Consider the following 26,055-nt stretch of genomic DNA (forward strand, 5'->3'; position numbering starts at 1 on the left):
TTTTTTAATAATAACCATAGTAACACCAGGGAAAATTTGTTCCGTTGCCGCTACTGAGACGATGAGCACATCGCTCGGACTGCACAAGCAAAACGGGGCTTGAGCCTTTAGCGCTAATCTGTTTTACCCACTTTTGAGCCGGGATCCGTCAGGGTCCCGGTTTTTTATTGCCCTGGCGCCGCGCCATCATACGGACTCACCCCGCAGCCGCAAATAAAAACGGAGCCGGCATGCCGGCTCCGTTGTCCTTGAGATCGCCGTTGAAGGTCAGAAGCGCCAGGTGAAGCCGGCGTTGACGCTGTTGTCCTGGTGGTGCTGCGACAGCAGCCCGCCGTAGCCCAGCGACAGCGTGGCGTTTTCGTTCACCGCCACTTCCGCCCCCGCCTTCAGCACCATCCCGTCGCGCGACACCGGCACGCTGTCCACCACGAACGGCGCGTTGCCGCCGTTGAACCGCAGCCCGGTGCCTCGCTCCAGACCGCCGTACTGGTGTTGCCACCCCAGCTCGCTGCGCAGCGCCACCGTCGTGCCCGCGCTCACCTGCCATTCGGCGTCCGCACGCAGGCCCAGCGTCGACACCGTCGCATCCGTGTGCTGTTTATCCCCGCGCAAGGCCGCCGCACCGCCGCTTTCCGCGATGCCGTTGTTCTCGAAGTTCACGTACGCCAGGTTCACGAACGGCTCCAGGTTCAGCCACTCACCCTGCACGCTGTAACCCGCTTCCGCGAACAGCTGCTCGGTGCGCGCGCTGTACTTCGCCGTGTCGCGGTCCGACTGCATTCCGTAGTTCACCGACCGCTTGGTGTCGATGCGGTGCCAGGTGTAGCCCGCCCCGCCGCGCAGCGCCAGCGCCCCGAACTGCTTGTCGCCGTACGCCGCCAGGTGGTAGTTGTCGCTGTCCGCCTTCGACCCGTACCCGCCGTGCAGCGAGGTGCGGGTGTAGCCGGTCGCTACCCCCAGCCGCCAGTCGGCCGCCGCCGCCGAGTCCAGCCCTACCAGCACCCCGTAGGTCGAGGCCTGATAACCCGTGGCATTGGCGTCGCCCGACGCGTGGTCCCACGCCCCCAGCAGCTGCGCCCAGGCACCGCCCTCGTCCGCCTTGATGGCCGACGAGCTCGCCAGCCCTTCCGCCTGACGCAGACGCCCGTTCAGCGCCTCACGCAGGTAGCGGCTGTCGTTCACCAGCGCCGACGCGATATCCGCATGGATTTGCCCCGACAGCTGACGGAACGCCTGCCGCGCTTCGCCCGCCGTGCCGCTGCCGAGCAGGCTCTCGTACACCGGGTTGCCCGCCGCCAGCGCATCCGCCGCCGCCGCCACCGCCCGCTCGTTCGGCGTCTGTGCCACGCTGGCGAAGCTCGTGCCGTTGCGCCCGACGCTCAGCGTCACCCCGGTCGGCTGGTAGCTCAGCCCGGTGCCGAGGAACAGGTAGTTCGGCGCCACCGCGTCAAACTGCCCGCTCACCCCCTGCTGCGCGCTCAGGATGGTGTACTGCTGGCCCAGCAGGCTGCGTACCTCGCTTTGCGTCAGCAGGTTGGCGCTGTTCTCCAGCGTCACCGCCACCTCGCCGCCGCCGATCGTCGCCGAGCCGCTGCTCTGGATCCGATCGCTCTGGCCGTTCGGCCCCACTTCCACTGCGTAGCGCGAACCCGGCTCGAAGCTGACGTTGCCCGCCACGTTCAGGGTGCCGATCGAGTTGCCCGGCGCCACGGTACCGCCCTGACGGGCGGTCAGCGAACCGACCGTGCCGCTGCCGCCGACGATACCGCCGTTCTGTACGCTGACGGCCGAGGTGACCGAGCCGTTGACTGCCAGCCGCCCCTGATTGACCAGCGTCGGGCCGGCATAGGTGTTGGTGCCGGTCAGCTCCAGGGTTCCCGCGCCCTCTTTGGTCAGGCCGCCGTGGCCGGTAATGTTGTTGGAGTAGATTTCCCATCCACAGTGGAAGTCATCACATTTCCTGGCGTGCAGCGTACCGGCATCCACCTCGGCGCCCCTCCCCGGAATATTGGCGACAAACTGGGTCGGGCCATAGGCCACGCCCGTCGGATCCGGGATGCGGAACTCCGCAGGAATATCCTCGACGGTATAGAACATGCCCGGACCGTTGATGGCCTTGCCCAGGTTGATCATCCCCCAGCCATAGAGCGCATCGATGCCCGGCGCGCCCATGTCGGTGGCGGTGGTTTTCAACACGTCGGCAATCTGCGCCGAGGTCATGTACGGGAAGCGCTGCAACAACACCGCCACCGCGCCGGTGACGTGCGGCGTCGCCATCGAGGTGCCGTTTTTATTGCCGTAGTCCGACACCAGGTTGGCCGGATCGGAACCGTTGGCCACGGTGCTGTAGATTTTGCTGCCCGGCGACGAGACGCAGAAGCTGGCGGTATAGCCGCAGCGGGAAGAGAAGCTGCTGATGGTGTAAGGCACGCTGTTGGTCGATGCCGCATCCTGCGCCACGCTGGCAACCGACAGCCAGTTCGGCGCGATGTCCGGCACGAAGTAGGCCAGCCCGCTGATCACATCCGGTTGGTTGTAGTTGCCGTCGTTGCCGGCGGCGAACAGCACCAGAATATTTTTGCGCGCTGCGTCGATGGCGCCCTGATAACCTGCGCCGGCCAGGCTGCCGAGCAGCGGTTTGACCTGATCGAATTGTTCCTGCGCATCCTTCAGCTCAAAGTGCAGCGCGTTAGGATCGCGGCCACCGTCGGACAGAAAGTCGGGAATACTGACGCCCCAGCTGTTGTTGATCACCCGCGCACCGCTGTTGATCATCGCCTGCCAGCCGGCATTGGTGACGGCGCCGTCCAGGCCGAGAAATTCGCCGTAGGCCGGGCCGTCGTTATCGTTATCGACGCTGATCACCTGCGAATCGAAGGCCACGCCATGCATGCCGACGCCATCGCGGTTGGCGGCGCTGATGCCCGCGACATGCACCCCGTGATTGCTCAGCATGCCCTGTGAGCCGCTGTAGAAGTGGAAGGTGCCGTCGAAGTAAAAGCGGTCGCCGGCGTTAATGCCCGGCCGGTGCGGGTCGGTGTAGGCGCGATAGCCTTCGGTGACCACGTTGATCAGTTTGCCGTCGCCGGCGAACTCGGGATGGCGGTTGACCGGGGTATCGAAAATGCCCACCTTCTGCCCTTTGCCGGTATAGCCTGCGGCGTAGGCCTCATCGGCGTGGATCGCCCCCAGCCCCCAGTTGGCGTTGAATTCGGCGCTGCGCCAGCTGGCCGGATCGCCGGCTTGGCCGTTCTCTATATAGCTGGCAGCCTGCGCCCCGCCGATCGCCGTCAGGCAGATCAGCATCGCACTCCATTGTGCGCGATGAACGCCGATTTCAGGCCAGCCGAAGGCCGCCCGAGCGGATTTGACTCCTCTAAGTTTCTTCTCCATCCCAGATACCGTCCGTTGTTGTTTGCAAATGTTTTATAAGATTTTTTGTGTAACAGTTTGGTAACACCAAATAAATAAAGCACAACAATCTCAAGTGCGCTTAATGTGTCATCCGGCAGTCTGGAGGGAGGAGAGAAAGTTTCAGGGGTGAATCAGGCGAAGGAGGATAAGAAATGGCAATGACATCTCCCAGCGCCGAAGTCGCGGCATGAGGTGAGAGAAAAAATATTATGATTATGATAAATAAGAACATAATTCAGTAAATAACAAACAAGCAGAACGCCTGAAAAGTGATTAACAGGCGTCTTTTATCACTTTTAATTATAAATTTTGCCAATATTCACTCAGTGAATTATGCTGAATTTTCACTCAGCCATCGGCAAAAACTGGATTATCCTGCTGATGTTTTTTTGCTGTTCATCGCGTCTTCTTCCGCCTGACGAAGGATGGCTTTGGCCATCCATTGCGTGACGTCCTGAATATTATCCAGCTCCAGGCCCCAGATATCTTTCAACACCAGAAACACTTCCGAGCCGTAAATCAGCGAGAAAGCATGAATCACTCTCTGCAGAGAGTCCGACGGCAGTTTGCCCTGCAACGGTTCTACCGCCAGCGCCAGCAGACGCTTGCGGTTGCCGCGCACGAATTTTTCGCCCGGCGTCGCGTTCGCCCACTGCTGTAAAGAGAGCTGCAACGCCGCGCGCAGCGCCCCCTCATGCCGCTCCATCTGAGGATAGGCGAAGCTCAGTAATTGCTGAATACGCTTCAAAGCATCATCGTCTTGCGGGCGCCATTCCAGGATTGGACCCAGGCTTTCCGCCACCACGGCGCTAATCAGCGCACTTTGGGTCGGAAAGTAACGGTAGGCCGTCGCACGCGATACCTGTGCATGCGCCGCCAGTTCGGTGATCGAAGGAAACGCGCCTTCGTCATACAGCGCCATCGCGCTGGCCAGCAACAAACGGTAGGTTTTTGCCCGGGCAGAGGTCAGAGAAGGATCGAGAGGGACGGGAAAAGCATCTATCGGCACATAAACCTCATGCATCTGCACACGCTAGCACAACCGGGGACGATGCCTCTGTTGGCCGGTTGCCGGCAAAGCGCCGGCCACGTTGAAAAGCTCAAAAATGAGACAGAAGTCCCATTTTGCATCGCCTAACCCTTGCAAAAATGATACGGCCGTCTCATTATATAAATACATTAATTACTTTAACTTAATAGCCAGCACCAGGGTTCCAATAAAAATATAACATCATAATTTATAAATAAAAACTAGAAACACTCGGGAAAACCCCATGATTGATACTTCAAGTTTTGTCTATATTGCTACCACAGCAGATACCAAAGGACAAGAGTTGGAGTACGTACGGCGGCTGCTCGCTGCCCTGAATTTACCTACGCGAACCGTCGATCTCTCCACCCGTAGCCTGCCGTTTGATTCCCCCGCCGATATCAGCCCAGAGGACGTTGCCTGCCACCATCCGGCAGGCGCCGGCGCGGTCTTCTGCGCCAGCCGCGGCCAGGCGATCGCCGCCATGGCGACGGCTTTCGAACGCTTTATCCTGACGCGCCGCGATATTGCCGCCCTGCTTGGCCTGGGGGGCTCCGGTGGCACCGCCATCATCACGCCGGCCATGCAGCAGCTGCCGATCGGCCTGCCGAAAATAATGGTCTCAAGCATGGCGGCGGGTGACGTTTCCGCCTATGTCGGCGCCAGTGACATCAACATGCTGTATTCGGTCACCGATCTCGCCGGTCTGAACCGCATCTCGCGACGGGTGCTCGGCAACGCGGCGCGCCAGATAGCCGGGGCAGTACGCTTCGCCGCCATCGACTATCCCGACAACAAGCCCGCGATTGGCCTGACGATGTTTGGCGTCACCACGCCCTGCATTCAGGCGCTGGTTGCCGACCTTGAGCCGCAATGGGATTGCCTGACGTTTCACGCCACCGGCAGCGGCGGCAGAGCGCTGGAAAAACTGATCGATAGCCGCCAACTGCACGGCGCCATCGACTTGACCACCACCGAAGTGGCCGATTACCTGTTTGGCGGTGTGCTGCCCTGCAATGCAGATCGTTTCGGGGCCATCGCGCGTACCGGCATCCCTTGCGTGCTCTCCTGCGGCGCGATCGACATGATCAACTTCGGCGCGCCGAATACGGTGCCGGCTCGCTACGCCAACCGCCTGCGCCACCATCACAATCCGCAAGTGACGCTGGTGCGCACCAGCGCGCGGGAAAGCGCGTTAATCGGACGTTGGATGGGCGAAAAAATCAACGCCTGTACGGGCGAAGTGCGCTTCGTGATCCCGGCAGGGGGCGTATCGGCTCTGGATGCGCCGGGGCAACCGTTCTGGGATCCGGCGGCGCTGGCCGCCTTTACGCAAGCGCTGGAGGAGACGGTATACGCCACCGACAAACGCCGGCTGATAAAAACGCCTTATCATATTAACGACCCGCGCTTTGCACAGGCCGTTGCCGAACAGTTCCGGCACATTGTCGGCGGGGAATGATTATCACTCACTGCAGAACCTGCCGGTGATAACGCCAAATAAAAAAGGCCAGACAAATAGTCTGGCCCTTTTTTATTCACCGCGAGCGGATATTACTGACCGGAGGACATCTGCTCCTTCATTTTATTCATATGGTCCATCATCTTTTGCTCGCGTTTCTGATAATTCTCATTGTATTGTTTTTTCTGCTCAGGAGTCAGCAGGTTATACATTTTATTTTCCGCTTTGGCGCGTTCCAGCATGCGTTCGGATTGCGCTTTGCCCATCGCGTCAATTTGCGCTTTCGCCTTCGCTTCGTCAAAGCTGTCGGAAGCCACCAGATTATGCAGCGCCTGGCGTTCCTCTTTCATGCCCGGCCCGCGCTTCTGGTGCGACTCTTTCATGATATCGCGCATCTGCTGGCGCTGCTGTTCGGTCAGGTTCAGCCCAGCGAACGGGCCGCCTTTGCCTTCACCCTTGTGATGCATCATTTTCATCGGCGCCGCATCCGGTGCCGGTGCCGTCGTGTCTGCAGCGAACGCCGCAGAAGCAGAACCCAGAGCCAGCGTGGAAGCAATAAATAAAGCCGTCAATTTACGCATAATCATTTCCTTAAAAGTTTTTCTTCATCAGGAGCGCTGTACGTTAACAGGCTCATTCGTCGTCGGAGATAATAATAGGCTGATAAAATTCAAGTAATGCGAGGGTGTGTAAACTTTTTAAAACCCGTCTCGGATTTATTCACCAATTATGAGAAAACTATGAAGATGGCGTTTATTTGATGGAAATTTTAATTTCCCGGTAAAAATCCCCCCGGTGGAGTTATTTTTCCGCTTTCCCCTCACCGCTATAATTTACTCGCCTCCACGGCAACCTTGCATCAACCGTTTTCCGATAGCGGGGAGGTCGGTACAAACATCACAGGATCCGATGTTCTCCTACACTTTAAGACAACCGGCCGCCGGGTGACGTTTACACCGCAAAACTAATCATTGCTTATATAATAGTTTCCATCACCCGCCTCGCCTGTGAAAACCTGTTATATGATGCACAGATGCGCACGGCGACCACTTTCGGGCCAACAGGCTGCCCCGGAGCTGTGCTGACCGGCCGCCCGTGCTCTTTTGAGGAATCATCATGCCCGCAGACCAAGGCCCTGAGCTTCTTAACGCCCACTTCGGCACCCAAAGCCCCCACTGGCGGCTGGCGTTTGACAGCAATGCCCTGGAGCTGTCCGCCGTTAAGGGCAAAGCCCACGTCGCGGTGGCGCTCAGCGCCATGGAAGCGGCGAAAATCCGCCGCCTGACCGGCGTCACCGCCAGCCTTGAACTGACCATTACGCTCGCCGGAGAGCCGCTGCATCTGCATCTGGTGGGGCGCCGCGTCAATAACCTCGAATGGGCGGGCACCGCTTCCGCCTTCAGCGACACCCTATCCGTGGCGCGCGATCTGGTGCACGGCCTCTCCTTCGCCGAGCAGGTGGTGTCCGAAGCCAACTCGGTGATCGTGATCGTCGATCAGCACGGCCGCATCCAACGCTTCAACCGGCTGAGCGAGGAGTACACCGGGCTACGCGAACACGAAGTGATCGGCAAAAACGTTTTTCAGCTGTTTATGAGCCCGGAAGAAGCCGCCGCTTCGCGGCGCAACATCGCCGGCTTCTTCCGCAACGGTTCGTCCTATGAGGTGGAACGCTGGGTAAAAACGGTCAAGGGCGAACGGCTGTTCCTGTTCCGCAATAAGTTCGTGCACAGCGGCAGCGGCAAGAACGAGGTGTATCTTATCTGCTCCGGTACCGACATCACCGAAGAACGCCGTGCGCAGGAGCGGCTGCGGGTGCTGGCCAACACCGATCTCATCACCGGCCTACCGAACCGTAACGCGATCCAGGACAAGATCAATCACGCCATCGCCACGCGCGGCGAAGAGAGTTTCGGCCTGGTCTACCTCGATCTCGACAACTTCAAGAAGGTCAACGACGCCTACGGCCATATGTTCGGCGATCGGCTGCTGGTCGAGGTCGCGCTGGCGATCCTCGGCTGCCTGAGCCCGGACCAGGTGCTCGCCCGCCTCGGCGGCGACGAATTCTTGGTGCTGGCGCCGCAAACCGATCGCGAGCGCCTGCAAACGCTGGCGCAGCGCATCATCGACAGGCTGAAAACCCCTTTCCGTATCGGCCTGATTGAGGTGTATACCGGCTGTTCGATCGGCATCGCGCTGTGCCCGGAGCACGGCAACGATCTCGACAGCCTGATCCGCAGCGCCGATACCGCCATGTACGTCGCCAAGGAGCACGGCAAACGCACCTATACCGTCTTCTCGCCGGAGATGAACAAGCGCGTCGCCGAATACATGTGGCTGGACACCAATCTGCGCAAAGGCCTGGAGCAAAATCAGCTGGTGCTGTATTACCAGCCGAAAATCGACGCGCGCAGCGGTGAAGTGCACAGCGTGGAAGCGCTGGTGCGCTGGGATTCCCCGGAGCGCGGCCTGATTCCGCCGCTGCAGTTCATCTCCTACGCCGAGGAGTCCGGCCTGATCGGCCCGCTGGGGCAATGGGTATTGCAGACCGCCGCCGGCCAGGCGGCGCAGTGGCAAGAGCAGGGATTGAATCTGCGGGTGGCGGTCAACCTCTCCGCCCGGCAGCTGGCCGACGACAGCATCGTCAACGACCTGCTCGGGGTGCTGCGCCGTCACCGCATGGCCCCTTGTCTGTTGGACTTCGAGTTGACCGAAAGCAGCCTGATTGAAGACGAGAATCGCGCACGCGCGCTGATCACCCGGCTGCGCGAACTGGGCGCGCAGGTGCATCTCGACGACTTCGGCACCGGCTATTCGTCGCTGGCGCAGCTGGCGCGTATTCCGCTGGACGCCATCAAGCTGGATAAAAGCTTCGTGCGCGGGGTGAATTTCAACCCGGTATCGCAATCGTTGGTGCGCGCGATCGTTGCGGCGGCGGAGGCGTTGGCGTTCCGGGTGATCGCCGAAGGGGTGGAGACCGAGAGCGAAAACCACTTCCTCGACGAGGTCGGCGTGGACGAAAAACAGGGCTTTCTGTTTGCGCGGCCAATGCTCCCGGAACAGCTGGAGCATTGGCTGCAGTCCTACCGCCCGCACTCACCCTCCGCGTGAGGCGGGCGCGTTAACGTTAGCCGGCACGACGCAGGTTCAGGGTATGGCGATCCTGCAACATCACCAGCCGCTCGATGTAGGCGCGGTCTTTTTCCTCAATGGTAAAGGCCGAGTGCACCCAGTCTTCGGTAATGTCCATCAGCTCGGAACGCGTCAGCTGCAACACGCGCTGGCGCGCCCGCAGCATGGCGCGCATGCCGTTGAGCTTCGGCCGGATGGTATCTATGAAGGTGCGCGTCGCCATATAGGCGTCGCCGGGCTGGAACAGCTGGTCTACCAGCCCTCGGCTCTCGAACCACTCTGCGGTGTGCGACTCGCCGCCCCAAATCAGCTCCTCGGCCAAGCGCATGCCCGCCTTGCGCGCCACCAGCGAGTAACCGCCCATACCGGGAAACAGGTTGAACGCGATCTCCGGAAACCCCATGCGCGCGTTGTTCTGCGCCAGCACGAAATGGTGCGCCAGCGCCGCTTCAAAACCGCCGCCCAGCGCGCTGCCTTCGACCATCGCAATGCTGACCGCGCCGGTGTCGAAACCGCGCGCCGCCGCATGTACGCAGTCGATGCAGGCGCGCGCGTAGGCCATCATCGCCTCGCGCTTGCGGTTTTTGATCGCTTCGGCGAAGAACTGCAGATCGCCGCCGACGTTGAACATGTTCGGCACCAGCGAGCCGGTGACCCAGAAATCGAACCGCAGCGAAGACTCCTTCGCCGCCTGCGCCAGCGTCATGATGTCTTCGATCAGCGCCTGGTTAAAGCAGGGGCGCGGCGCAGCGCGCAGCAACATCCACATGATGTGTCGCCCCTCTTCATAGTAGGCGGACAGCTGCGACAAATTGCCCGCTTCGGTAAACGGACGACAGGTGGGGTGATTAAGCAATTTCATAAGACCTTCCAGTTTTTCTGTTGATGACGGATGAGACCGTTCCAGCCCCTACGGCTGCAGCGGAGCGGCGGGCGGCAAAAGCGCGACGCCACATCATGAGTAAACGCTTTCTCGCCGACGAAACAGATAAAAATTGGAGGTAGGGAAGTGAAAAAAACCGAGGCGCCACGGGGTTTTCATAGGAATTTTACCTATCGGCCCCTCCCCGGCATTTCATGCCGGGCGCTAACGCGCTAAGCTCGGAAAATGACCGTTTGCCGCCCCGGCGTTCAAAACGCTGCGGGGCTTTGGCTATAATCAACGCTGAAACATGCCGTTTAACGTTAAGGAAATCGTGAAGTAATGCCTACAGGACCAGACCAGGAACGCCACCAGCCCGCACAAGACACGCCGCCGAAGCCGCTTATCGCCATCAAGACCGGCCATGAGACCCTCGACCGCCGCATCGGTGGTTTTTCACGTCTGATTGAACGCATCAAAGCCTGGCCAAGCGTGGCGCACCTGCTGCGCGCCGCCGAACGCTTTAACGATCGGCTGGGTAGCCAGTTCGGCGCCGCGATTACCTATTTTTCATTCCTCTCGCTGATCCCGGTCCTGATGGTGTCGTTTGCCGCCGCCGGCTTCGTGCTGGCCTCCAACCCGGATCTGCTGGCCCGTTTGATCAACCGCATCGTCGGCAGCATCAGCGATCCGACGCTGGCCAGCACGCTGAAGAACACCGTCAACACCGCCATTCAACAGCGCACCACCGTGGGATTGACCGGCCTGGCGCTGGCGCTCTATTCCGGCATCAGCTGGATGGGCAACCTGCGCGAGGCGATCCGCGCGCAGTCGCGCGATGTCTGGGAGCGCAATCCGCAGGATCAGGAGAAAATCTACTTCAAATACACCCGCGACTTCATCTCGCTGACCGGCCTGGTGGTCGCGCTGATCATTACGCTGTCGCTGACCTCGGTCGCCGGGTCGGCGCAGGCGGCGATCGTCAATGCGCTGGGGCTGGGCGGCATCGAATGGCTGCGGCCGGCGCTGACGCTGATCGCGCTGTCGATCTCGATTTTCGCCAACTATCTGCTGTTCCTGTGGATTTTCTGGATGCTGCCGCGCCACAAACCGAAGAAAAAAGCGCTGCTGCGCGGCACCTTGCTCGCCGCCATCGGCTTTGAGGTGATCAAGTTCGTGATGACCATGACGCTGCCGCAGGTGGCGAAGTCGCCTTCCGGCGCGGCCTTCGGATCGGTGATCGGGCTGATGGCGTTCTTCTACTTCTTCGCCCGTTTGACGCTGTTTTGCGCCGCCTGGATCGCCACCGCCGACTACAAAGGCGACAAAGCGTTGCCGGAACGCGAACCTCCGGCGCGCTGAAGCCATGCGATCGTGCCGGTGTTATCGCACACACCGGCACTTTCCTCTACATACCAACTAAAAAACCAGTCAATACGTCTAAATAACGCGGCTTGTGATCCGAAAAACCAGCATAACAAACTGCCCACTCACTTTTCTTTGCCGCTTTTACAGCCATTCCCTCTGCACGAAAGCCCTTTCTCAACGTTTAACGCTGCAGAAAACAAGCCAGATAAAACATTAGTCTTTTTAACCGGTTAGTGGGGCCATTGTCCAAAGTTCCCGCGTTGAAAAGGCAGAATGCTGTCACTAAGATGGATTTTTACCCCTTCCAACAATAAGAAATATTATGCAAGCCACCATCGCACCCCCACTCGACGCCGACGACGCGTCCACACCGGTGAACTCCCGCGGGAAAGTCATCGTCGCCTCGCTGGTCGGTACCGCCATCGAGTTCTTCGACTTCTACATCTATGCCACCGCCGCGGTGATCGTGTTTCCACATATCTTCTTCCCACAGGGCGACCCGACCACCGCGACGCTGCAATCGCTGGCCACCTTCGCCGTCGCCTTTGTCGCGCGCCCTATCGGCTCTGCGCTGTTCGGCCACTTTGGCGATCGCGTGGGGCGCAAGGTCACGCTGGTCGCCTCGCTGCTGACTATGGGGATTTCCACCGTGCTGATCGGCCTGCTGCCGAGCTATGAAACCATCGGCATCTTCGCCCCTATTCTGCTGGCGCTGGCGCGCTTCGGGCAGGGCCTGGGGCTGGGTGGCGAATGGGGCGGCGCCGCCCTGCTGGCGACGGAGAACGCACCGGCCAAAAAGCGCGCGCTGTACGGCTCCTTCCCCCAGCTGGGCGCGCCGATCGGCTTCTTCTTCGCCAACGGCACCTTCCTGTTGCTCTCCTGGCTGCTGAGCGACCAGCAGTTTATGGAATGGGGCTGGCGCGTGCCGTTCATCCTCTCCGCCGCGCTGGTGCTGATTGGCCTGTACGTTCGGGTGTCGCTGCATGAAACGCCGGTGTTCGCCAAAGTGGCCAAGGCCGGCAAACAGGTGAAAGTGCCGCTCGGCACGCTGCTGAGCAAGCATCTGAAAGCGACCATACTCGGCACTTTCATCATGCTGGCGACCTACACGCTGTTTTATCTGATGACGGTGTATTCGATGACCTACGGCACCACGCCGCAGCCGTTGGGGCTCGGCTACTCCCGCAACAGCTTCCTGTGGATGTTGATGGTGGCGGTGATCGGTTTCGGCGTGATGGTACCGATCGCCGGCCTGCTGGCGGACGCGTTCGGCCGCCGCAAGACCATGATCGCCATTACCCTGCTGATGATCGGATTCGCGTTCCTGTTCCCGACCCTGCTGGGTTCCGGCAACCAGGCGCTGGTGATGGGCTTCCTGCTGTGCGGCCTGAGCATCATGGGGCTGACCTTTGGCCCCATGGGCGCGCTGCTGCCGGAGCTGTTCCCGACCGAAGTGCGCTATACCGGCGCATCGTTCTCCTACAACGTCGCGTCTATTCTCGGCGCATCCGTGGCGCCTTATATCGCCACCTGGCTGGCGGCCCACTACGGGCTGTTCTACGTCGGCATGTACCTGGCGGCGATGGCCGGGCTGACGCTGTTGGCCCTGCTGCTGATGAAAGAAACCCGCCACCAGTCGCTGTGATCCCCTACGGCCCCCTCACTGCGGGGGGCCGCACGCGTTGTTCGTTTCCTGTCATAAAACCGGGCTATGCTGGACGTTTCTCTCGGTAACAGGATTGGCCGATGTCTCTGCGTCGTGGGGTATTTGTCTGCGTTGCGCTGCTGGCGGCTCTCGCCATCGCGCTCTATTACGGGTTGAAGCCCGACCATCCCGATGCGCTGTGGCGCATCGTCAGCCAGCAATGTCTGCCCAATCAGCAGGCGCATGACAACCCGGCACCCTGCGCGCAGGTGGATGTGCCTGCCGGCTTCGTGGTGTTTAAGGATCGCAACGGGCCGCTGCAATATCTGCTGATGCCCAGCGCCAAAATCACCGGGATAGAAAGCCCGGCGGTGCTGGACGCCGCCACGCCGAATTTCTTCGCCCAGGCCTGGCGCGCGCGCCACGTGATGGCGGAACGCTATGGCAAACCGATCGACGACGGCGATATTTCACTGGCGATCAACTCGGAATATGGCCGCACGCAAAACCAGCTGCATATTCATATCTCCTGCCTGTTGCCGGCGGTAAAACAGCGGCTGGCGCAGATCGGCCCCGATTTTATCGAGCAATGGCAACCGCTGCCCGGCGGCCTGTTGGGGCATGACTATCTGGGGCGGCGGGTGACCCCTGCCGAGCTTGAACAGCAGGGCGCCTTTCGTCTGTTGGCTTCCGGCCTGCCGCGCGCCGACGGGCGCATGGGCAGCTTCGGCCTGGCGATGACCGCGCTGCCGGACGGCGATTTCCTGCTGCTGGCGACCGAGCGCAGCCTGCTGCCGTTCACCCTGGCCTCGGCGGAAGAGATCCAGGATCACGACTGCCGGCTGCTTTCACCGCCGCCGCGCGCCTGATTACTTTTTACCTTTCATCTCCCGCAGGATCTGCCCGCACTGGTTTTCCTCGCCGCCTTCACTGGGCGAGACCAGCGCCAGCAGCGCCGCCGCCGGCGTCAGCACCGCCCCCAACGCCACCGCCGCCGCGCCGCGCGCGATCAGCGGCCCGGCTTTCACCCCGGCGTCGGGGTGCTTGAAGGTGCCTTTCACGTACAGCGGCGAGCGCAGAGTCAGCACGCGCATCCCCTTGCTTTCCGGATCGATGGACAAATCCAGCCGTTCGGTGGCGAGGTTGGTGTTGCCGGTAATGTTGATCACCGCGTTCTCGGTGTCGAACACGAACAGCCGCGGCGCGGCGACGCCGCTGCGGATGCCGACGTCCGCCGCGGCGCAGTTGATGCCCACCACGTCGTCGCCGAACAGCTGCGCCACCAAATAGTTGCCGACGTTCAGGCCGAGGATCTCCATCAGGCTACGGCTGATCACCCCGTTATTGATCAACAGGCGCAGGTCGCCGTTGCTGGTCGCCAGCAGCTCGGCCACCGAATTGCCGCTGCCCGTCAGCCTGGCGTCGCCGTTCATCTGCCCGAGGCTGCGCTTCATCGCCGCTACGTTCGGCAACAGCTGTTTGAGCTGGAGTTTGCGCGCATGCATATCCACCTGGCCGCGCATCGGCTTTTTGCCGCCGTCGAGGCGCACCACGGCGTTCAGGCTGCCGCCCGCCATGCCGAAGCGCAGCGGATCCAGACGCAACTCGCCATTGTTCAGCTTCAGGTGCGTGGCCAGATCGCTCAGCGGTAAATCGCTGCCGCGTTCGATGCGCGCGGCGGCAAACTTCACGTCCGCATCCATCTTGCGCCAGCTTTGCGTATCGAACTGTGCGACCGGCAGCACCTTATCCGCCGGTTGGCGGCTCTTCTCGCCGCGCCCGGCTTTGGCGGCGTTGGAATCCGCGCCGATCAACGGCGCCAGATCCGCCAACCTCAGCTGCCGGGAGTTCACCGCGCCGTTCAGCGTCGGCCGCGGCTTACCGGCAACGTATTTCAAGTCGCCGTGAATGTCGCTGTCGCCGATTTTGCCGTCGAACTTCTGATATTCGAACACGGCGCCGCCCGGCTGATGCAGGCGGGCTATCAGATGGCCATCGGTCGCATACGGCGGCGTGTTCGGCAGCAGCACGCCGGTCAGGCCATAGAGGTCACCCAGGCTTTCGCCGGAAAATTTCAGCTGCACGTCCAGGCCGCCGAGGTTCAGCGGATCGGACAAGGTGCCCGCCACCGCAACCCGGGTGCTGCCGGAACGCACGTCGGCCTGCAGCGGGAACGGCAGATCGGCGCTCTGCAGTGACAGCATGCCGCCGATCTTGCCGCTGCCGCTCAGCGGTTCGCCGTTATATTTGCCCTTGACCTGCCAACCGAAAACGTAGTCGGGGGTAGCGGCCTTGCCGCCGCTCTGTTTGCCGGTCACTTCACTGAACGGCAGCGGTTTGCCGAGCGGATCGATAACGGCGCGGAAATCCGCCTTCAGGGCGGCGTCTTTAAAGGCGATCTGTCCCTTGTCGAACACGATGTCGTGAACGGTGAACGACCAGGCGGAAGGCGGTTGCTGCGGATCCTGGCCAGCGGCCAGATCAAACGTCCAGTTGTTGTCGCCGTTGGCCAGGCGTTCCAACGACGCATTCGGCTGCTTGAGCCAGATGCGCGGGATCAGCAGTTCTTTCCTCAGCAGCGCCAGCGGTGCGATGCTGGCGTCGACGCGCTGCAACGTCACCATGCTGTCGCCGGGCATGTTTTTCGGGTTACCCAGCCACACGTCTTCAGCGTGAATATGCGGCCAGGGCACCCAGGCGCGCCAGCCGCCCTCATCCCGGTTACGCGACCAGTCGACGCCCAGATCGCCGCGGATGGCGAACGGCCGCCGCAGTTCGGCCGACACCTTGTCGTTGATGGTGGGTTTGAGTCGATTCCAATCGAAGGTAGCGATGAAGATCGCCAGCGCGACGATCGCCAGCAGCACAATGCCGCCCAGCCAGCTGAAAACCTTTCCTGTTCTTGTCATAGGGCTCCCTCAGCACATAAACCGGGCTGCCGAATGAAAGGAAAAAGAATGAGCAGCCCCGTTTAAGCCTAGCTGAGGATAGACCGGAGTTCACGCCGGCGCGCCGGGCGCGGCGAACAGTGTCGGTACGCTGTGCAGAGTTTCAAAGCACGCCGGGCGGGAAAGATAGTAGCCCTGCGCGGCCAACGCGCCGGAACGCTGCACCAGCCGCCACTCCTGCTCGGTTTCCACGCCTTCGACGATCACCCCGTCGCTGTGCTGGTTCATCATCTTGATCAGGGTGCCGAGCAGCTGTACGCCCTCTTCCGACTGTTTGAGCAAGGTGAACAACTCGCGTGCCACCTTGATGTATTGATAGCGCCAGGCGCCGACGGCGGAGAAGTTGGCCAGCCCGCTGCCGAAATCGTCCAGCCACAGCCGTTCGCCGCCGACGATCTGCTGCAACGGGTGGTTTGACGCCGTTTCGGCGTGCTCCACCAGCTCGAAGCGCAGATAGGGCATCTCGGCGATCTGGCGTTGCAGCTCGCTATGGCGCTGCAACGCTTGCAGCGCGATGCCGTCGATATTGACCGACACCATCACCGCGTGGCGAATGAACAATGCCTGCCAGCGCTGCAACAGCGCCAGCTGTTCCTGGATCACCCGCAAACGCTGGGCAACGCCGAGCGAGGCGAAATACTGTTCCGGGGATTGCCGTTTGTCCGGCTCATTCGGGTGATATACCGCCGTCAGCAGTTCCACCGCCAGCAGCGCGCCGCTGGTGCGATAAATCGGCTGGAAGGTATACAAGCGCCGGCATTGCCGCCAGTAGCGCCGCGATTTGGCGCAGGCATAGAGGGCAAAACAGGGCGCCAGCAGACCCGAGATCAGGTTGGTTATCATCGGTACTATCGCCGTGGCGGAGAAGTGAGAGCGCTGCCGCTGTTTGTTTACCCAGCTTATCGGCCGCACCGCGTAAAACTTTAAGCATGAATTGCCGCGCGCTTTCCTCTTCGCCCTGTTGGCATGGGCCGATCGCGATCATAAAAAATTAAAACACTGTTTTAATTTATTGACTCCCTCACCGCCTTGCGTGGAGACTGGCGGCTGTTGCTTCTTCTTTAGCCAGGGCTTATTGACGATGACTATCCGAAATCTCGCCGTGATCGGCGAATGCATGATCGAGCTGTCGCAGCAGGGCGCGCAGCTAACGCGCGGCTTTGGCGGCGATACCCTCAACACCGCCGTCTACCTCGCTCGCCAAATGCCGGAACAGGCGCTGCAGGTGCATTACGTCACCGCGCTCGGCACCGACAGCTTCAGCGGCGAAATGCTGCAGGCCTGGCGGCAGGAGAAGATCGAGACCGGGCTGATTCAGCAGTTGGAAAACAAACTGCCGGGCCTGTACGTGATCGAAACCGACGCCGCCGGCGAACGCACCTTCTACTACTGGCGCAATGACGCCGCCGCCCGGTATTGGCTTGCGGGCCCCCAGGCCGAGGCGCTGTGCGCCCGGCTGGCGCAGTTCGATTACCTGTATCTCAGCGGCATTAGCCTGGCGATCCTCGCGCCTGCCGACCGCACGAAGCTGCTGGCGCTGCTGCGCCGCTGCCGCGCCAACGGCGGCCAGGTTATCTTCGACAACAACTACCGCCCGCGCCTGTGGCAAAGCCGTGAGGAAACGCAGCTAGCCTACCGCGAGGTGCTGGCCTGCACCGACATCGCCTTCCTGACGCTGGATGACGAAGCGTTGCTGTGGGGCACGCAGCCGGTTGAACAGGTGGTGGCACGCACGCAGGCGCTCGGCGTCGGCGAGATCGTTATCAAACGCGGCGCGGATGCCTGTTTGGTGTTCAGCGTGGGGGGAGAGCGACTTGAGGTACCGGCGATCGCGCTGCCGCCGGAGCGCGTAGTGGATACCACCGCCGCGGGCGACTCTTTCAGCGCCGGTTATCTGGCGGAACGCCTGAGCGGCGGCAGCGCCCAGCGGGCGGCGCAGCGCGGCCATCGGCTTGCCGCGACGGTGATCCAACATCGCGGCGCCATCATTCCCGCAACGGCAATGCCCGCATAGCCAATAAGGCGGCGGCGAGGTTACCCCGCCGCACGCACAATAGTTCCCAGAAACATTGATCAGAGGATGATTGAAAGAATTTCCCTGGCGTTGGCTTATTTCCGCCCAGAGCTGCTAAGCTCGGGTCTTGGCATTGCCGCCTTTTTGAATTTATTAGCCGAGTATAAATTTCAATCCGCCGCACTGACTAGCTGGACTTTGGTGCAGGTCGGGCTGAGCCGCCGAACGACAGGGAGGTTACCGATGGCCGTCGCATTCGCCAACGCCGTCGCCGCAAGACTGCATCTTGACGGCCGACTGCACGCCTTCAGCCAATTCAAATACGCTTATTTGACCTTCAACAAACACCGTCCCGACCGCCATCTGCTGGTCTCGAGCTACCCGCAAGAATGGCTGGACATCTACAGCGCCAATCGCTATCAGCGCATCGATCCCGTCGTGCGCGCCGCCCATAGTCGCTGCGCGCCCTTCATGTGGCACGACACCCCCGTCACCACCGAGGATCGGCATTACCGGAAGATCTTCAGCCAGGCGCGGGAATACGACATCGTGCACGGCTGCAGCTTTGTTTTGCACGATCACGACAACAACCTGGCGATCTTGTCGATCAGCGCCACGGCGGCCGATGACGCCGAGCTGCGGCAGCTGATGGAAGACGAGAGGGCCAGGCAGACCGGCTCTCGCCGCGCGAAGGGGAAATCCTCTACTGGGCCAGCCAGGGCAAAACCTACCATGAGATCGCGCTGATCCTGGGGATCAAAACCGGTACGGTGAAGTTTCACATCGGCAATGCGGTGCGTAAGCTGGGGGTCGCCAACGCCAAACACGCGATCCGGCGCTGCCTTGAACGGCAGCTGCTCGCGCCGCCGGAGGCATAAAAAAACCGGCATCACAGCCGGCTTTGTGTTCTTTACCTTGCGGAAAATCAGCCCGCAACGGCGATGCGTTTCATGTCGGTCATGTAACCACGCAGTTTGCGACCGACGGTTTCGATTGGGTGGCTGCGCACCGCTTCGTTCACGTCGCGCAGCTGCGCGTTGTCCACCGCCGTACCCGCCGCGGCTTTGCCCAAATCGCCCGCCTGCAGGGTGGTCATGAAGTCCTTCAGCAGCGGCACCGCCGCGTTGGCGAACAGGTAGTTGCCGTACTCTGCGGTATCGGAGATAACCACGTTCATTTCATACAGACGTTTGCGCGCAATGGTGTTGGCGATCAGCGGCAGCTCGTGCAGCGACTCGTAGTAAGCCGACTCTTCGATGATGCCGGCATCGACCATGGTTTCGAACGCCAGCTCAACGCCCGCTTTCACCATCGCCACCATCAGCACGCCGTGATCGAAGTACTCTTGCTCGCTGATTTTGCCTTCAAACTGCGGCGCATTCTCGAACGCGGTTTTGCCGGTCTCTTCGCGCCAGGTCAGCAGTTTCACGTCGTCTTCCGCCCAGTCGGCCATCATGCCGCTGGAGAACGCGCCGGAGATGATGTCGTCCATGTGCTTCTGGAACAGCGGCGCCATGATGGTTTTCAGCTGTTCGGACAGCGCATAGGCGCGCAGCTTGGCCGGGTTGGACAGGCGATCCATCATCAGGGTGATGCCGCCCTGCTTCAGCGCTTCGGTGATGGTTTCCCAGCCGAACTGAATCAGTTTCTCGGCGTAAGCCGGATCGGTGCCCTCAGCAACCAGCTTGTCGAAGCACAGCAGCGAACCCGCCTGCAGCATGCCGCACAGAATGGTCTGCTCGCCCATCAGGTCGGATTTCACTTCGGCAACGAAGGAAGACTCCAGCACGCCGGCGCGGTGGCCGCCGGTCGCCGCCGCCCAGGCCTTGGCGATCGCCATGCCTTCGCCTTTCGGATCGTTTTCCGGGTGAACCGCAATCAGGGTCGGCACGCCGAAGCCGCGCTTGTACTCTTCACGCACTTCGGTGCCCGGGCATTTCGGCGCGACCATCACCACGGTGATGTCTTTACGCACCTGCTCACCCACTTCAACGATGTTGAAGCCGTGGGAGTAACCCAGCGCCGCGCCGTCTTTCATCAGCGGCTGCACCGCGCGCACCACGGAAGAGTGCTGCTTGTCCGGCGTCAGGTTGACCACCAGATCCGCCTGCGGGATCAGGTCTTCGTAGGTGCCGACCTTGAAGCCGTTTTCGGTCGCCTTGCGCCAGGAAGCGCGCTTCTCGTCGATCGCTTCTTTGCGCAGGGCATAGGCGACGTCCAGGCCGGAGTCACGCATGTTCAGCCCCTGGTTCAGCCCCTGGGCGCCACAGCCGACAATCACCACTTTTTTACCTTTCAGGTAGCCGGCTTCGTCAGCAAATTCGTCGCGCGCCATAAAGCGGCATTTACCCAATTGCGCCAACTGCTGACGCAGGTTCAATGTGTTGAAATAGTTAGCCATGGTGGTACTCCGGTTTGATGTTGTCTTGCATTGTTATTTTCATTCCCCGCCCTGTCTGTGCGGAGATTCGTTAAACTCAATGTATAACAGGAAATGCGTTGCTTAAATTGATATATTGAGAACGTGATATTGCAATTTATGCAACACTCTCACTGCGAGCGTATCGATATGGATTTACGTGATTTAAAGCTGTTCCTGCATTTGGCCGAAAGCCATCACTTCGGGCGCACCGCCAAGGCGATGCACGTCAGCCCGTCGACGCTCTCCCGCCAGATCCAGCGGCTGGAAGAGATCCTCGGGCAGCCGCTGTTTCTGCGCGACAACCGTACCGTGCAGCTGACCGACGCCGGCGAACAGCTGAAAGAATTCGCCCAGCAAACGCTGCTGCAGTATCAACAGCTGAAGCACTCGCTCGGCCAGCACGGCCCTTCGCTGAGCGGCGAACTGCGGCTGTTCTGTTCGGTGACCGCGGCGTACAGCCACCTGCCGCCGATCCTCGATCGCTTCCGCGCGCAGCACCCGCTGGTCGAGATTAAGCTGACCACCGGCGACGCCGCCGACGCGGTCGACAAAGTGCAATCCAACGAGGCCGATCTCGGCATCGCCGGCCGGCCGGAAACGTTGCCCGCCAGCGTGGCGTTCACCAAAATCGGCGAAATCCCGCTGGTGCTGATCGCGCCGGCGCTACCCTGTGCGGTGCGCAGCCAGGCATTCGCCGACAGGCCCGACTGGGCCGAGATCCCGTTCATCCTGCCGGAGCACGGCCCGTCGCGAAAACGCATCGAGCTGTGGTTCCGCCGCCACCGCATCAGCAATCCGCTGATTTACGCCACCGTCGGCGGCCACGAAGCCATCGTGTCGATGGTCGCGTTGGGCTGCGGCATCGCGCTGATCCCGAGCGTGGTGGTGGACAACAGCCCGGAGCCGGTACGCAACCGCATCTCGCAGCTGGATAACATCTCGATGGTCGAACCGTTCGAGCTGGGGGTCTGCGTCCAGAAAAAGCGCCTCAGCGATCCGCTGATCGACGCCTTTTGGCGCTTGCTGCATCCCCGCTGACGCGAGATTTACAGATCCGCCGGATCGATCTGCTTCATCGTCTCTACCTGCATCAGCCAGTGGTAGAGCGGCTCAAGCTGCAAAAATGCCCCGGCCAGCAGCGGCACCAGATCGGCGCTGAACAGCTTTTCCACTTCGCTGTCGGTCACCATCACCGCAAACGACTTGCGGTTGTACCAGGTGGCGATCTCCGCCGCCTGTTCCTTCACCAGCGGGCGCTTGTAGCTCTCACCCACCAGCTCGAACGGCGGCCGGCAGCAGGCGGCCACCTCAAGGAAAGGCTGCGGCCGCTGCCTCAGCGTATGGCGGAACAGATCCATGGTCGGCTTATTGGCGCTGTAGTAGCCGAGCCCATAGCGCAGCATGTCCGGCCCCAGTTCGAAAAAGTAGACCGGCGCGTCTTTCCAGTCTTTGCTCGGACGCTTGAACGTCAGCCACATGCGGCTGCGGTAGCGCGATTTGTCATGAGAAAAGCGCGTGTCGCGATGAATGCGCGACAGCGTTTTGCCGATCGCTGGGCGAGTCTCGAACTGCGGGTCGATCGCCAACATGCCGGGAGCCAGCTGCTCCACCAGCGCGCGAAACGGCGCCAGCAGCTCGCGATCGTAGATATCGCGGTTGCCGTCGAACCACGCCTTATCGTTCTCGATCCGCACCTGCTGCAGGAAATTCAGACCCTGCTGGCTAAAGCCGGAGAAGGGTTGCGTCATAAGTTTTTCCGTTCTGACGGTTTATCGGGTGTTGCGCAGATCTTCCCTCTGCCAACGGCGTTTGATAAACACGCGCCGACGCGTGCGAAAGTAAGCGACACAGAGAGAGAACACCGCCCAGTTGCTGAATAGTGCACCGCCAACCACGCCCCCCAGCAGCATGGCGACGGTGGCGATGCCGGTCATCTCCGACGCCCACGCCGCCGCGGCGCCAAGGCAAAATAGGCCGAGCATGCCAAGGTAATATTGCAACAATACCACCCCGCTGTTTTTACCCTGCACCAGTTGGAACAGGATCAACGTCATCCACACCGCCACGATCGCGCCGCTGCCCATGAGAACGGCGGCGGAAGTCTTGCCGCTCCAGGCGGCAGCCACGTCCGTGGCCAGGCCCATCACGCCCGCCAGCCCCAACGTCAGGCATACCATCAGCAACATGACATTGCCGACGCCCGGCGGCGACAGCCGCTGGCCCGGCGTCAGGAAATGCTGCTCGAGCTGCGCATCCACGCCGGCGAACAGTGCGCGATCGCGCGCCGCGATTTGGCGTTCCATCTCCCGGCCCTGCGTCAATAAGCGGGCCAGCTGGCCGGGTAAACGCACCGGGCTCACCCCTGCAAAAAGAAGCGGAACGCCGGGTTGTCGGTTTCGTCGTGGCAATCGTAGCCCAGCGCCTGCAGGTGCCGCTCGAATTCCGGCTCGGTTTGCGCCAGTTCGAAGGCCGCCAGCACCCGGCCGAAGTCGGTGCCGTGGCTGCGATAGTGGAACAGCGAAATGTTCCAGTGCGTGCCCAGCGTCTGCAGGAATTTCAGCAGCGCGCCCGGCGACTCCGGAAACTCAAAGCTGTACAGCCGTTCGCGCAGCGGCTTCGACGGACGCCCACCCACCATGTACCGCACGTGAAGTTTGGCCATCTCGTCGTCCGACAGATCCACCACCTGATAACCGTCGGCATTGAGCTCGTCGATGATTTCCCGCCGTTCGGCGTGGCCACGCGTCAGACGCACGCCGACGAAAATGCAGGCGTTGTCGGCATCGGCGTAGCGGTAGTTGAATTCGGTCACCGAGCGGCCGCCCAGCAGTTGGCAGAACTTGAGGAAGCTGCCCTGCTGTTCCGGAATGGTCACCGCCAACAGCGCTTCGCGCTGTTCGCCCAGTTCGCAGCGTTCGGAAACGTAGCGCAGCCCATGGAAGTTGAGGTTGGCGCCAGACAGCACGTGCGCCAGACGCTCGCCCTGAATGTTGTGCTGCTGAACGTACTTTTTCAGCCCCGCCAGCGCCAGCGCGCCGGAAGGTTCGGCAATGGCACGCACGTCCTCGAACAGATCTTTGACCGCTGCGCAAATGGCGTCGCTGTCCACAGTGATTACGTCGTCCAGATATTCACGGCACAGGCGGAAGGTTTCGTCGCCGATACGCTTCACCGCCACGCCTTCGGCGAACAACCCGACGCGCGCCAGATCCACCGGCTGGCCGGCATCCAGCGCCGCGCGCAGGCAGGCGGAGTCTTCCGCTTCGACGCCGATCACTTTGATCTGCGGCATCAGCTGCTTGATCAGCACCGCCACCCCGGCGGCCAGACCGCCGCCGCCGACCGGCACGAAGACCCGATCCAGATGCGCGTCTTGCTGCAGCAACTCCATCGCCAACGTGCCCTGCCCGGCAATCACCGTCGGATGATCGAACGGCGGCACGAAGGTCATGCCCTGCTGCTGGGAAAGCTCGATCGCCTTCGCTTTGGCCTCGTCGAAATTGGCGCCGTGCAGCAGCACTTCGCCGCCGAAACCGCGCACCGCATCCACTTTGATGTCCGCGGTGGACACCGGCATCACGATCAGCGTTTTAATGCCCAGCCGTTTACCGGAGAAGGCTACGCCCTGCGCGTGGTTGCCGGCCGAAGCCGTTACGACGCCGCGCGCCTTCTGCTCCTCGTCCAGCCCGGCGATCATCGCATAGGCCCCGCGCAGCTTGAAGCTGTGCACCGGCTGGCGATCTTCGCGCTTCACCAAAATGGTGTTGCCGAGGCGCGAAGAAATTTTGCTCATGGCCTGTAACGGGGTGACCTGCGCCACCTCGTAGACCGGCGAGCGCAGTACCGCTCGCAGATATTCCGCGCCGCAGGGGGCGCTGGGTAGGGGTTGAGAGACCGCCATGCTGCTTATCCCCCCAGTTTGCTCTTGTCGCGCACCGCGCCTTTGTCGGCGCTGGTGGCCAACGAGGCGTAGGCGCGCAGCGCGAAGGATACCTGACGCTCACGGTTTTTCGGCGTCCAGGCCGCGTCGCCGCGCGCCAGTTCCGCTTCATGCCGCGCCGCCAGTTCCTGCTCGCTGACGTCCAGCTGGATGCCGCGATGAGGAATGTCGATCGCGATCATGTCGCCGTCCTGCACCAGGGCGATCAGGCCGCCGTTGGCCGCCTCCGGCGAGGCGTGGCCGATGGACAGCCCGGAGGTGCCGCCGGAGAAACGCCCGTCGGTAATCAGCGCGCACGCCTTGCCCAGCCCCATCGACTTCAGGTAGGTGGTCGGATAGAGCATTTCCTGCATGCCCGGCCCGCCTTTCGGCCCTTCGTAACGGATAACGACCACGTCGCCCGCCACCACTTTGCCGCCGAGGATCGCTTCTACTGCATCATCCTGGCTTTCATACACTTTGGCCGGGCCGCGGAAGGTGAGGATTTCCTTGTCTACGCCGGCGGTTTTGACGATACAGCCGTTTTCCGCCAGGTTGCCGTACAGCACCGCCAACCCGCCGTCCTGGCTGTAGGCGTGCTCACGGGTGCGGATGCAGCCTTCCTTGCGGTCGGTGTCCAGCGAATCCCAGCGGCAGTCCTGAGAGAATGCCTGCGTGGTGCGGATACCGGCCGGCCCGGCGGAGTACATTTTCTTGACGCTTTCGTCGCGGGTCAGCATCACGTCGTAGGCTTCCAACGTCTGCGGCAGGGTCAGCCCCAGCACGTTGTTCACCTCGCGGTTCAGCAAGCCGGCGCGATCCAGCTCGCCGAGGATACCGATTACGCCGCCGGCGCGGTGCACGTCTTCCATATGGTATTTCTGCGTGCTCGGCGCCACCTTGCACAGATGCGGCACTTTGCGCGACAGGCGATCGATGTCTTCCATGGTGAAGTCCACCTCACCTTCCTGCGCCGAAGCCAGCAGGTGCAGCACGGTGTTGGTCGAGCCACCCATGGCGATGTCCAGCGTCATGGCGTTCTCAAACGCCGCCTTGTTGGCGATATTGCGCGGCAGCGCGCTCTCGTCGTCCTGCTCGTAATAGCGTTTGGTCAGCTCGACGATGCGCTTGCCGGCGTTGAGGAACAGCGCTTTGCGATCGGCGTGAGTGGCCAGCAGCGAGCCGTTGCCCGGCTGCGACAGGCCCAGCGCCTCAGTCAGGCAGTTCATCGAGTTGGCGGTGAACATGCCGGAGCAGGAACCGCAGGTCGGGCAGGCGGAACGCTCGATCTGCTCGCTGTCGGCGTCGCTGACGTTCGGGTTCGCTCCCTGGATCATCGCATCCACCAGATCCAGCTTGATGATCTGGTTGGAGAGTTTGGTCTTGCCGGCTTCCATCGGACCGCCGGAGACGAAGATCACCGGGATATTCAGGCGCAACGCCGCCATCAGCATGCCCGGGGTGATCTTGTCGCAGTTGGAGATGCACACCATCGCGTCGGCGCAGTGGGCGTTCACCATGTATTCGACCGAGTCGGCGATCAGCTCGCGCGACGGCAGGGAATAGAGCATGCCGCCGTGGCCCATGGCGATGCCGTCATCCACCGCGATGGTGTTGAACTCTTTGGCCACGCCGCCGGAGGCTTCGATCTGTTCGGCGACCAGTTTGCCCAGATCGCGCAGATGCACGTGGCCCGGCACGAACTGGGTAAAGGAGTTGACCACGGCGATGATCGGCTTGCCGAAATCGGCGTCGGTCATCCCGGTCGCGCGCCACAATGCGCGGGCACCCGCCATATTGCGGCCATGAGTGGTGGTGGCGGAACGGTACTTAGGCATG

General features: G+C 61.5%; 18 protein-coding genes and 1 pseudogene. 8 read left to right on the top strand and 11 right to left on the bottom strand.

Going from position 1 to position 26,055, the window contains the following annotated elements; translation table 11 throughout:
- Nucleotides 1-267 precede the first annotated feature (267 nt).
- Both C3F38_RS01290 and C3F38_RS01295 read right to left on the bottom strand, forming a co-directional pair.
- Nucleotides 268-3,306, bottom strand: coding sequence for an autotransporter serine protease (locus C3F38_RS01290; protein ID WP_055316882.1), 3,039 nt, complete (start codon nucleotides 3,304-3,306; stop codon nucleotides 268-270).
- 478 nt (nucleotides 3,307-3,784) lie between these two features.
- The gene (locus C3F38_RS01295; RefSeq protein ID WP_038874652.1) at nucleotides 3,785-4,438 is read right to left on the bottom strand and encodes a TetR/AcrR family transcriptional regulator; all 654 of its coding nucleotides are present in this window, start codon (nucleotides 4,436-4,438) and stop codon (nucleotides 3,785-3,787) included.
- 250 nt (nucleotides 4,439-4,688) lie between these two features.
- On the opposite strand from C3F38_RS01295, the gene C3F38_RS01300 reads away from it, so the two are divergent.
- Nucleotides 4,689-5,906, top strand: coding sequence for a Tm-1-like ATP-binding domain-containing protein (locus C3F38_RS01300; protein ID WP_055315480.1), 1,218 nt, complete (start codon nucleotides 4,689-4,691; stop codon nucleotides 5,904-5,906).
- 92 nt (nucleotides 5,907-5,998) lie between these two features.
- Here C3F38_RS01300 and spy read toward each other — a convergent pair whose 3' ends face one another.
- Entirely contained in the window at nucleotides 5,999-6,487 is a 489-nt protein-coding gene (spy, locus tag C3F38_RS01305; RefSeq protein ID WP_038874659.1) for an ATP-independent periplasmic protein-refolding chaperone Spy, read from the bottom strand.
- Nucleotides 6,488-7,022: 535 nt separating this feature from the next.
- Here spy and pdeR point away from each other — a divergent pair.
- Nucleotides 7,023-9,017 carry a cyclic di-GMP phosphodiesterase gene (gene pdeR / locus C3F38_RS01310; RefSeq protein WP_047729638.1) on the top strand — a complete coding sequence of 665 codons (1,995 nt, stop codon included), beginning with the start codon at nucleotides 7,023-7,025 and terminating at the stop codon, nucleotides 9,015-9,017.
- Nucleotides 9,018-9,033: 16 nt separating this feature from the next.
- Here the strand turns inward: pdeR and C3F38_RS01315 are convergent, their stop codons facing one another.
- Nucleotides 9,034-9,900 (bottom strand): crotonase/enoyl-CoA hydratase family protein, encoded by an 867-nt coding sequence (locus C3F38_RS01315; protein WP_038874666.1) that lies wholly within the window; start codon nucleotides 9,898-9,900, stop codon nucleotides 9,034-9,036.
- A 342-nt stretch (nucleotides 9,901-10,242) separates the two neighbouring features.
- On the opposite strand from C3F38_RS01315, the gene yhjD reads away from it, so the two are divergent.
- From yhjD to C3F38_RS01330, 3 genes are all read left to right on the top strand, one after another.
- Nucleotides 10,243-11,262, top strand: coding sequence for an inner membrane protein YhjD (gene yhjD, locus C3F38_RS01320; RefSeq protein WP_038874670.1), 1,020 nt, complete (start codon nucleotides 10,243-10,245; stop codon nucleotides 11,260-11,262).
- Between the two features lie 328 nt (nucleotides 11,263-11,590).
- A complete protein-coding gene (locus C3F38_RS01325; RefSeq protein WP_038874673.1) occupies nucleotides 11,591-12,913 on the top strand; it encodes an MFS transporter in 1,323 nt (440 codons plus the stop codon).
- Nucleotides 12,914-13,014: 101 nt separating this feature from the next.
- The gene (locus C3F38_RS01330) at nucleotides 13,015-13,782 is read left to right on the top strand and encodes a CDP-diacylglycerol diphosphatase (protein ID WP_047729636.1); all 768 of its coding nucleotides are present in this window, start codon (nucleotides 13,015-13,017) and stop codon (nucleotides 13,780-13,782) included.
- Here C3F38_RS01330 and C3F38_RS01335 read toward each other — a convergent pair whose 3' ends face one another.
- Both C3F38_RS01335 and pdeH read right to left on the bottom strand, forming a co-directional pair.
- The gene (locus C3F38_RS01335) at nucleotides 13,783-15,822 is read right to left on the bottom strand and encodes an AsmA family protein (protein WP_048232141.1); all 2,040 of its coding nucleotides are present in this window, start codon (nucleotides 15,820-15,822) and stop codon (nucleotides 13,783-13,785) included.
- Between the two features lie 90 nt (nucleotides 15,823-15,912).
- The gene (gene pdeH, locus C3F38_RS01340) at nucleotides 15,913-16,704 is read right to left on the bottom strand and encodes a cyclic-guanylate-specific phosphodiesterase (protein WP_047729634.1); all 792 of its coding nucleotides are present in this window, start codon (nucleotides 16,702-16,704) and stop codon (nucleotides 15,913-15,915) included.
- Nucleotides 16,705-16,942: 238 nt separating this feature from the next.
- On the opposite strand from pdeH, the gene C3F38_RS01345 reads away from it, so the two are divergent.
- Nucleotides 16,943-17,875: a sugar kinase gene (locus C3F38_RS01345; RefSeq protein WP_055316880.1), complete on the top strand. Its 933-nt coding sequence runs from the start codon at nucleotides 16,943-16,945 to the stop codon at nucleotides 17,873-17,875.
- Nucleotides 17,876-18,118: 243 nt separating this feature from the next.
- Nucleotides 18,119-18,753, top strand: a pseudogene (locus C3F38_RS26800) (LuxR family transcriptional regulator).
- Nucleotides 18,754-18,800: 47 nt separating this feature from the next.
- Here C3F38_RS26800 and ilvC read toward each other — a convergent pair.
- Complete coding sequence (gene ilvC / locus C3F38_RS01355) at nucleotides 18,801-20,276, bottom strand: ketol-acid reductoisomerase (protein ID WP_038874693.1); 1,476 nt, start codon at nucleotides 20,274-20,276, stop codon at nucleotides 18,801-18,803.
- A 168-nt stretch (nucleotides 20,277-20,444) separates the two neighbouring features.
- Here ilvC and ilvY point away from each other — a divergent pair, with 168 nt between their 5' ends.
- Nucleotides 20,445-21,335 carry an HTH-type transcriptional activator IlvY gene (gene ilvY, locus C3F38_RS01360; RefSeq protein ID WP_033636409.1) on the top strand — a complete coding sequence of 297 codons (891 nt, stop codon included), beginning with the start codon at nucleotides 20,445-20,447 and terminating at the stop codon, nucleotides 21,333-21,335.
- Nucleotides 21,336-21,343: 8 nt separating this feature from the next.
- Here the strand turns inward: ilvY and C3F38_RS01365 are convergent, their stop codons facing one another.
- Genes C3F38_RS01365 through ilvD form a run of 4 tightly spaced genes read right to left on the bottom strand, consistent with a single transcriptional unit; the run spans nucleotide 21,344 to nucleotide 26,054 of the window.
- Nucleotides 21,344-22,045, bottom strand: coding sequence for a DUF2461 domain-containing protein (locus C3F38_RS01365; RefSeq protein WP_038874696.1), 702 nt, complete (start codon nucleotides 22,043-22,045; stop codon nucleotides 21,344-21,346).
- A 21-nt stretch (nucleotides 22,046-22,066) separates the two neighbouring features.
- The gene (locus C3F38_RS01370) at nucleotides 22,067-22,600 is read right to left on the bottom strand and encodes a hypothetical protein (RefSeq protein WP_055316888.1); all 534 of its coding nucleotides are present in this window, start codon (nucleotides 22,598-22,600) and stop codon (nucleotides 22,067-22,069) included.
- A 53-nt stretch (nucleotides 22,601-22,653) separates the two neighbouring features.
- A complete protein-coding gene (ilvA, locus tag C3F38_RS01375; protein WP_038874699.1) occupies nucleotides 22,654-24,198 on the bottom strand; it encodes a threonine ammonia-lyase, biosynthetic in 1,545 nt (514 codons plus the stop codon).
- A gap of 5 nt (nucleotides 24,199-24,203) precedes the next feature.
- Nucleotides 24,204-26,054, bottom strand: coding sequence for a dihydroxy-acid dehydratase (ilvD, locus tag C3F38_RS01380; protein WP_033649965.1), 1,851 nt, complete (start codon nucleotides 26,052-26,054; stop codon nucleotides 24,204-24,206).
- Between the last annotated feature and the right edge of the window lies 1 nt (nucleotide 26,055).

The organism is Serratia sp. SSNIH1, from assembly GCF_002935055.1.
In the GTDB taxonomy this organism is placed as follows: Bacteria; Pseudomonadota; Gammaproteobacteria; order Enterobacterales; family Enterobacteriaceae; genus Serratia; species Serratia nevei.

Coding starts and splice junctions, on each gene's coding strand:
- C3F38_RS01290 (WP_055316882.1), bottom strand. CDS start 3,306: ATGCTGATCTGCCTGACGGCGATCGGCGGGGCGCAGGCTGCCAGCTAT.
- C3F38_RS01295 (WP_038874652.1), bottom strand. CDS start 4,438: ATGCATGAGGTTTATGTGCCGATAGATGCTTTTCCCGTCCCTCTCGAT.
- C3F38_RS01300 (WP_055315480.1), top strand. CDS start 4,689: ATGATTGATACTTCAAGTTTTGTCTATATTGCTACCACAGCAGATACC.
- spy (WP_038874659.1), bottom strand. CDS start 6,487: ATGCGTAAATTGACGGCTTTATTTATTGCTTCCACGCTGGCTCTGGGT.
- pdeR (WP_047729638.1), top strand. CDS start 7,023: ATGCCCGCAGACCAAGGCCCTGAGCTTCTTAACGCCCACTTCGGCACC.
- C3F38_RS01315 (WP_038874666.1), bottom strand. CDS start 9,900: ATGAAATTGCTTAATCACCCCACCTGTCGTCCGTTTACCGAAGCGGGC.
- yhjD (WP_038874670.1), top strand. CDS start 10,243: ATGCCTACAGGACCAGACCAGGAACGCCACCAGCCCGCACAAGACACG.
- C3F38_RS01325 (WP_038874673.1), top strand. CDS start 11,591: ATGCAAGCCACCATCGCACCCCCACTCGACGCCGACGACGCGTCCACA.
- C3F38_RS01330 (WP_047729636.1), top strand. CDS start 13,015: ATGTCTCTGCGTCGTGGGGTATTTGTCTGCGTTGCGCTGCTGGCGGCT.
- C3F38_RS01335 (WP_048232141.1), bottom strand. CDS start 15,822: ATGACAAGAACAGGAAAGGTTTTCAGCTGGCTGGGCGGCATTGTGCTG.
- pdeH (WP_047729634.1), bottom strand. CDS start 16,704: ATGATAACCAACCTGATCTCGGGTCTGCTGGCGCCCTGTTTTGCCCTC.
- C3F38_RS01345 (WP_055316880.1), top strand. CDS start 16,943: ATGACTATCCGAAATCTCGCCGTGATCGGCGAATGCATGATCGAGCTG.
- ilvC (WP_038874693.1), bottom strand. CDS start 20,276: ATGGCTAACTATTTCAACACATTGAACCTGCGTCAGCAGTTGGCGCAA.
- ilvY (WP_033636409.1), top strand. CDS start 20,445: ATGGATTTACGTGATTTAAAGCTGTTCCTGCATTTGGCCGAAAGCCAT.
- C3F38_RS01365 (WP_038874696.1), bottom strand. CDS start 22,045: ATGACGCAACCCTTCTCCGGCTTTAGCCAGCAGGGTCTGAATTTCCTG.
- C3F38_RS01370 (WP_055316888.1), bottom strand. CDS start 22,600: ATGGAACGCCAAATCGCGGCGCGCGATCGCGCACTGTTCGCCGGCGTG.
- ilvA (WP_038874699.1), bottom strand. CDS start 24,198: ATGGCGGTCTCTCAACCCCTACCCAGCGCCCCCTGCGGCGCGGAATAT.
- ilvD (WP_033649965.1), bottom strand. CDS start 26,054: ATGCCTAAGTACCGTTCCGCCACCACCACTCATGGCCGCAATATGGCG.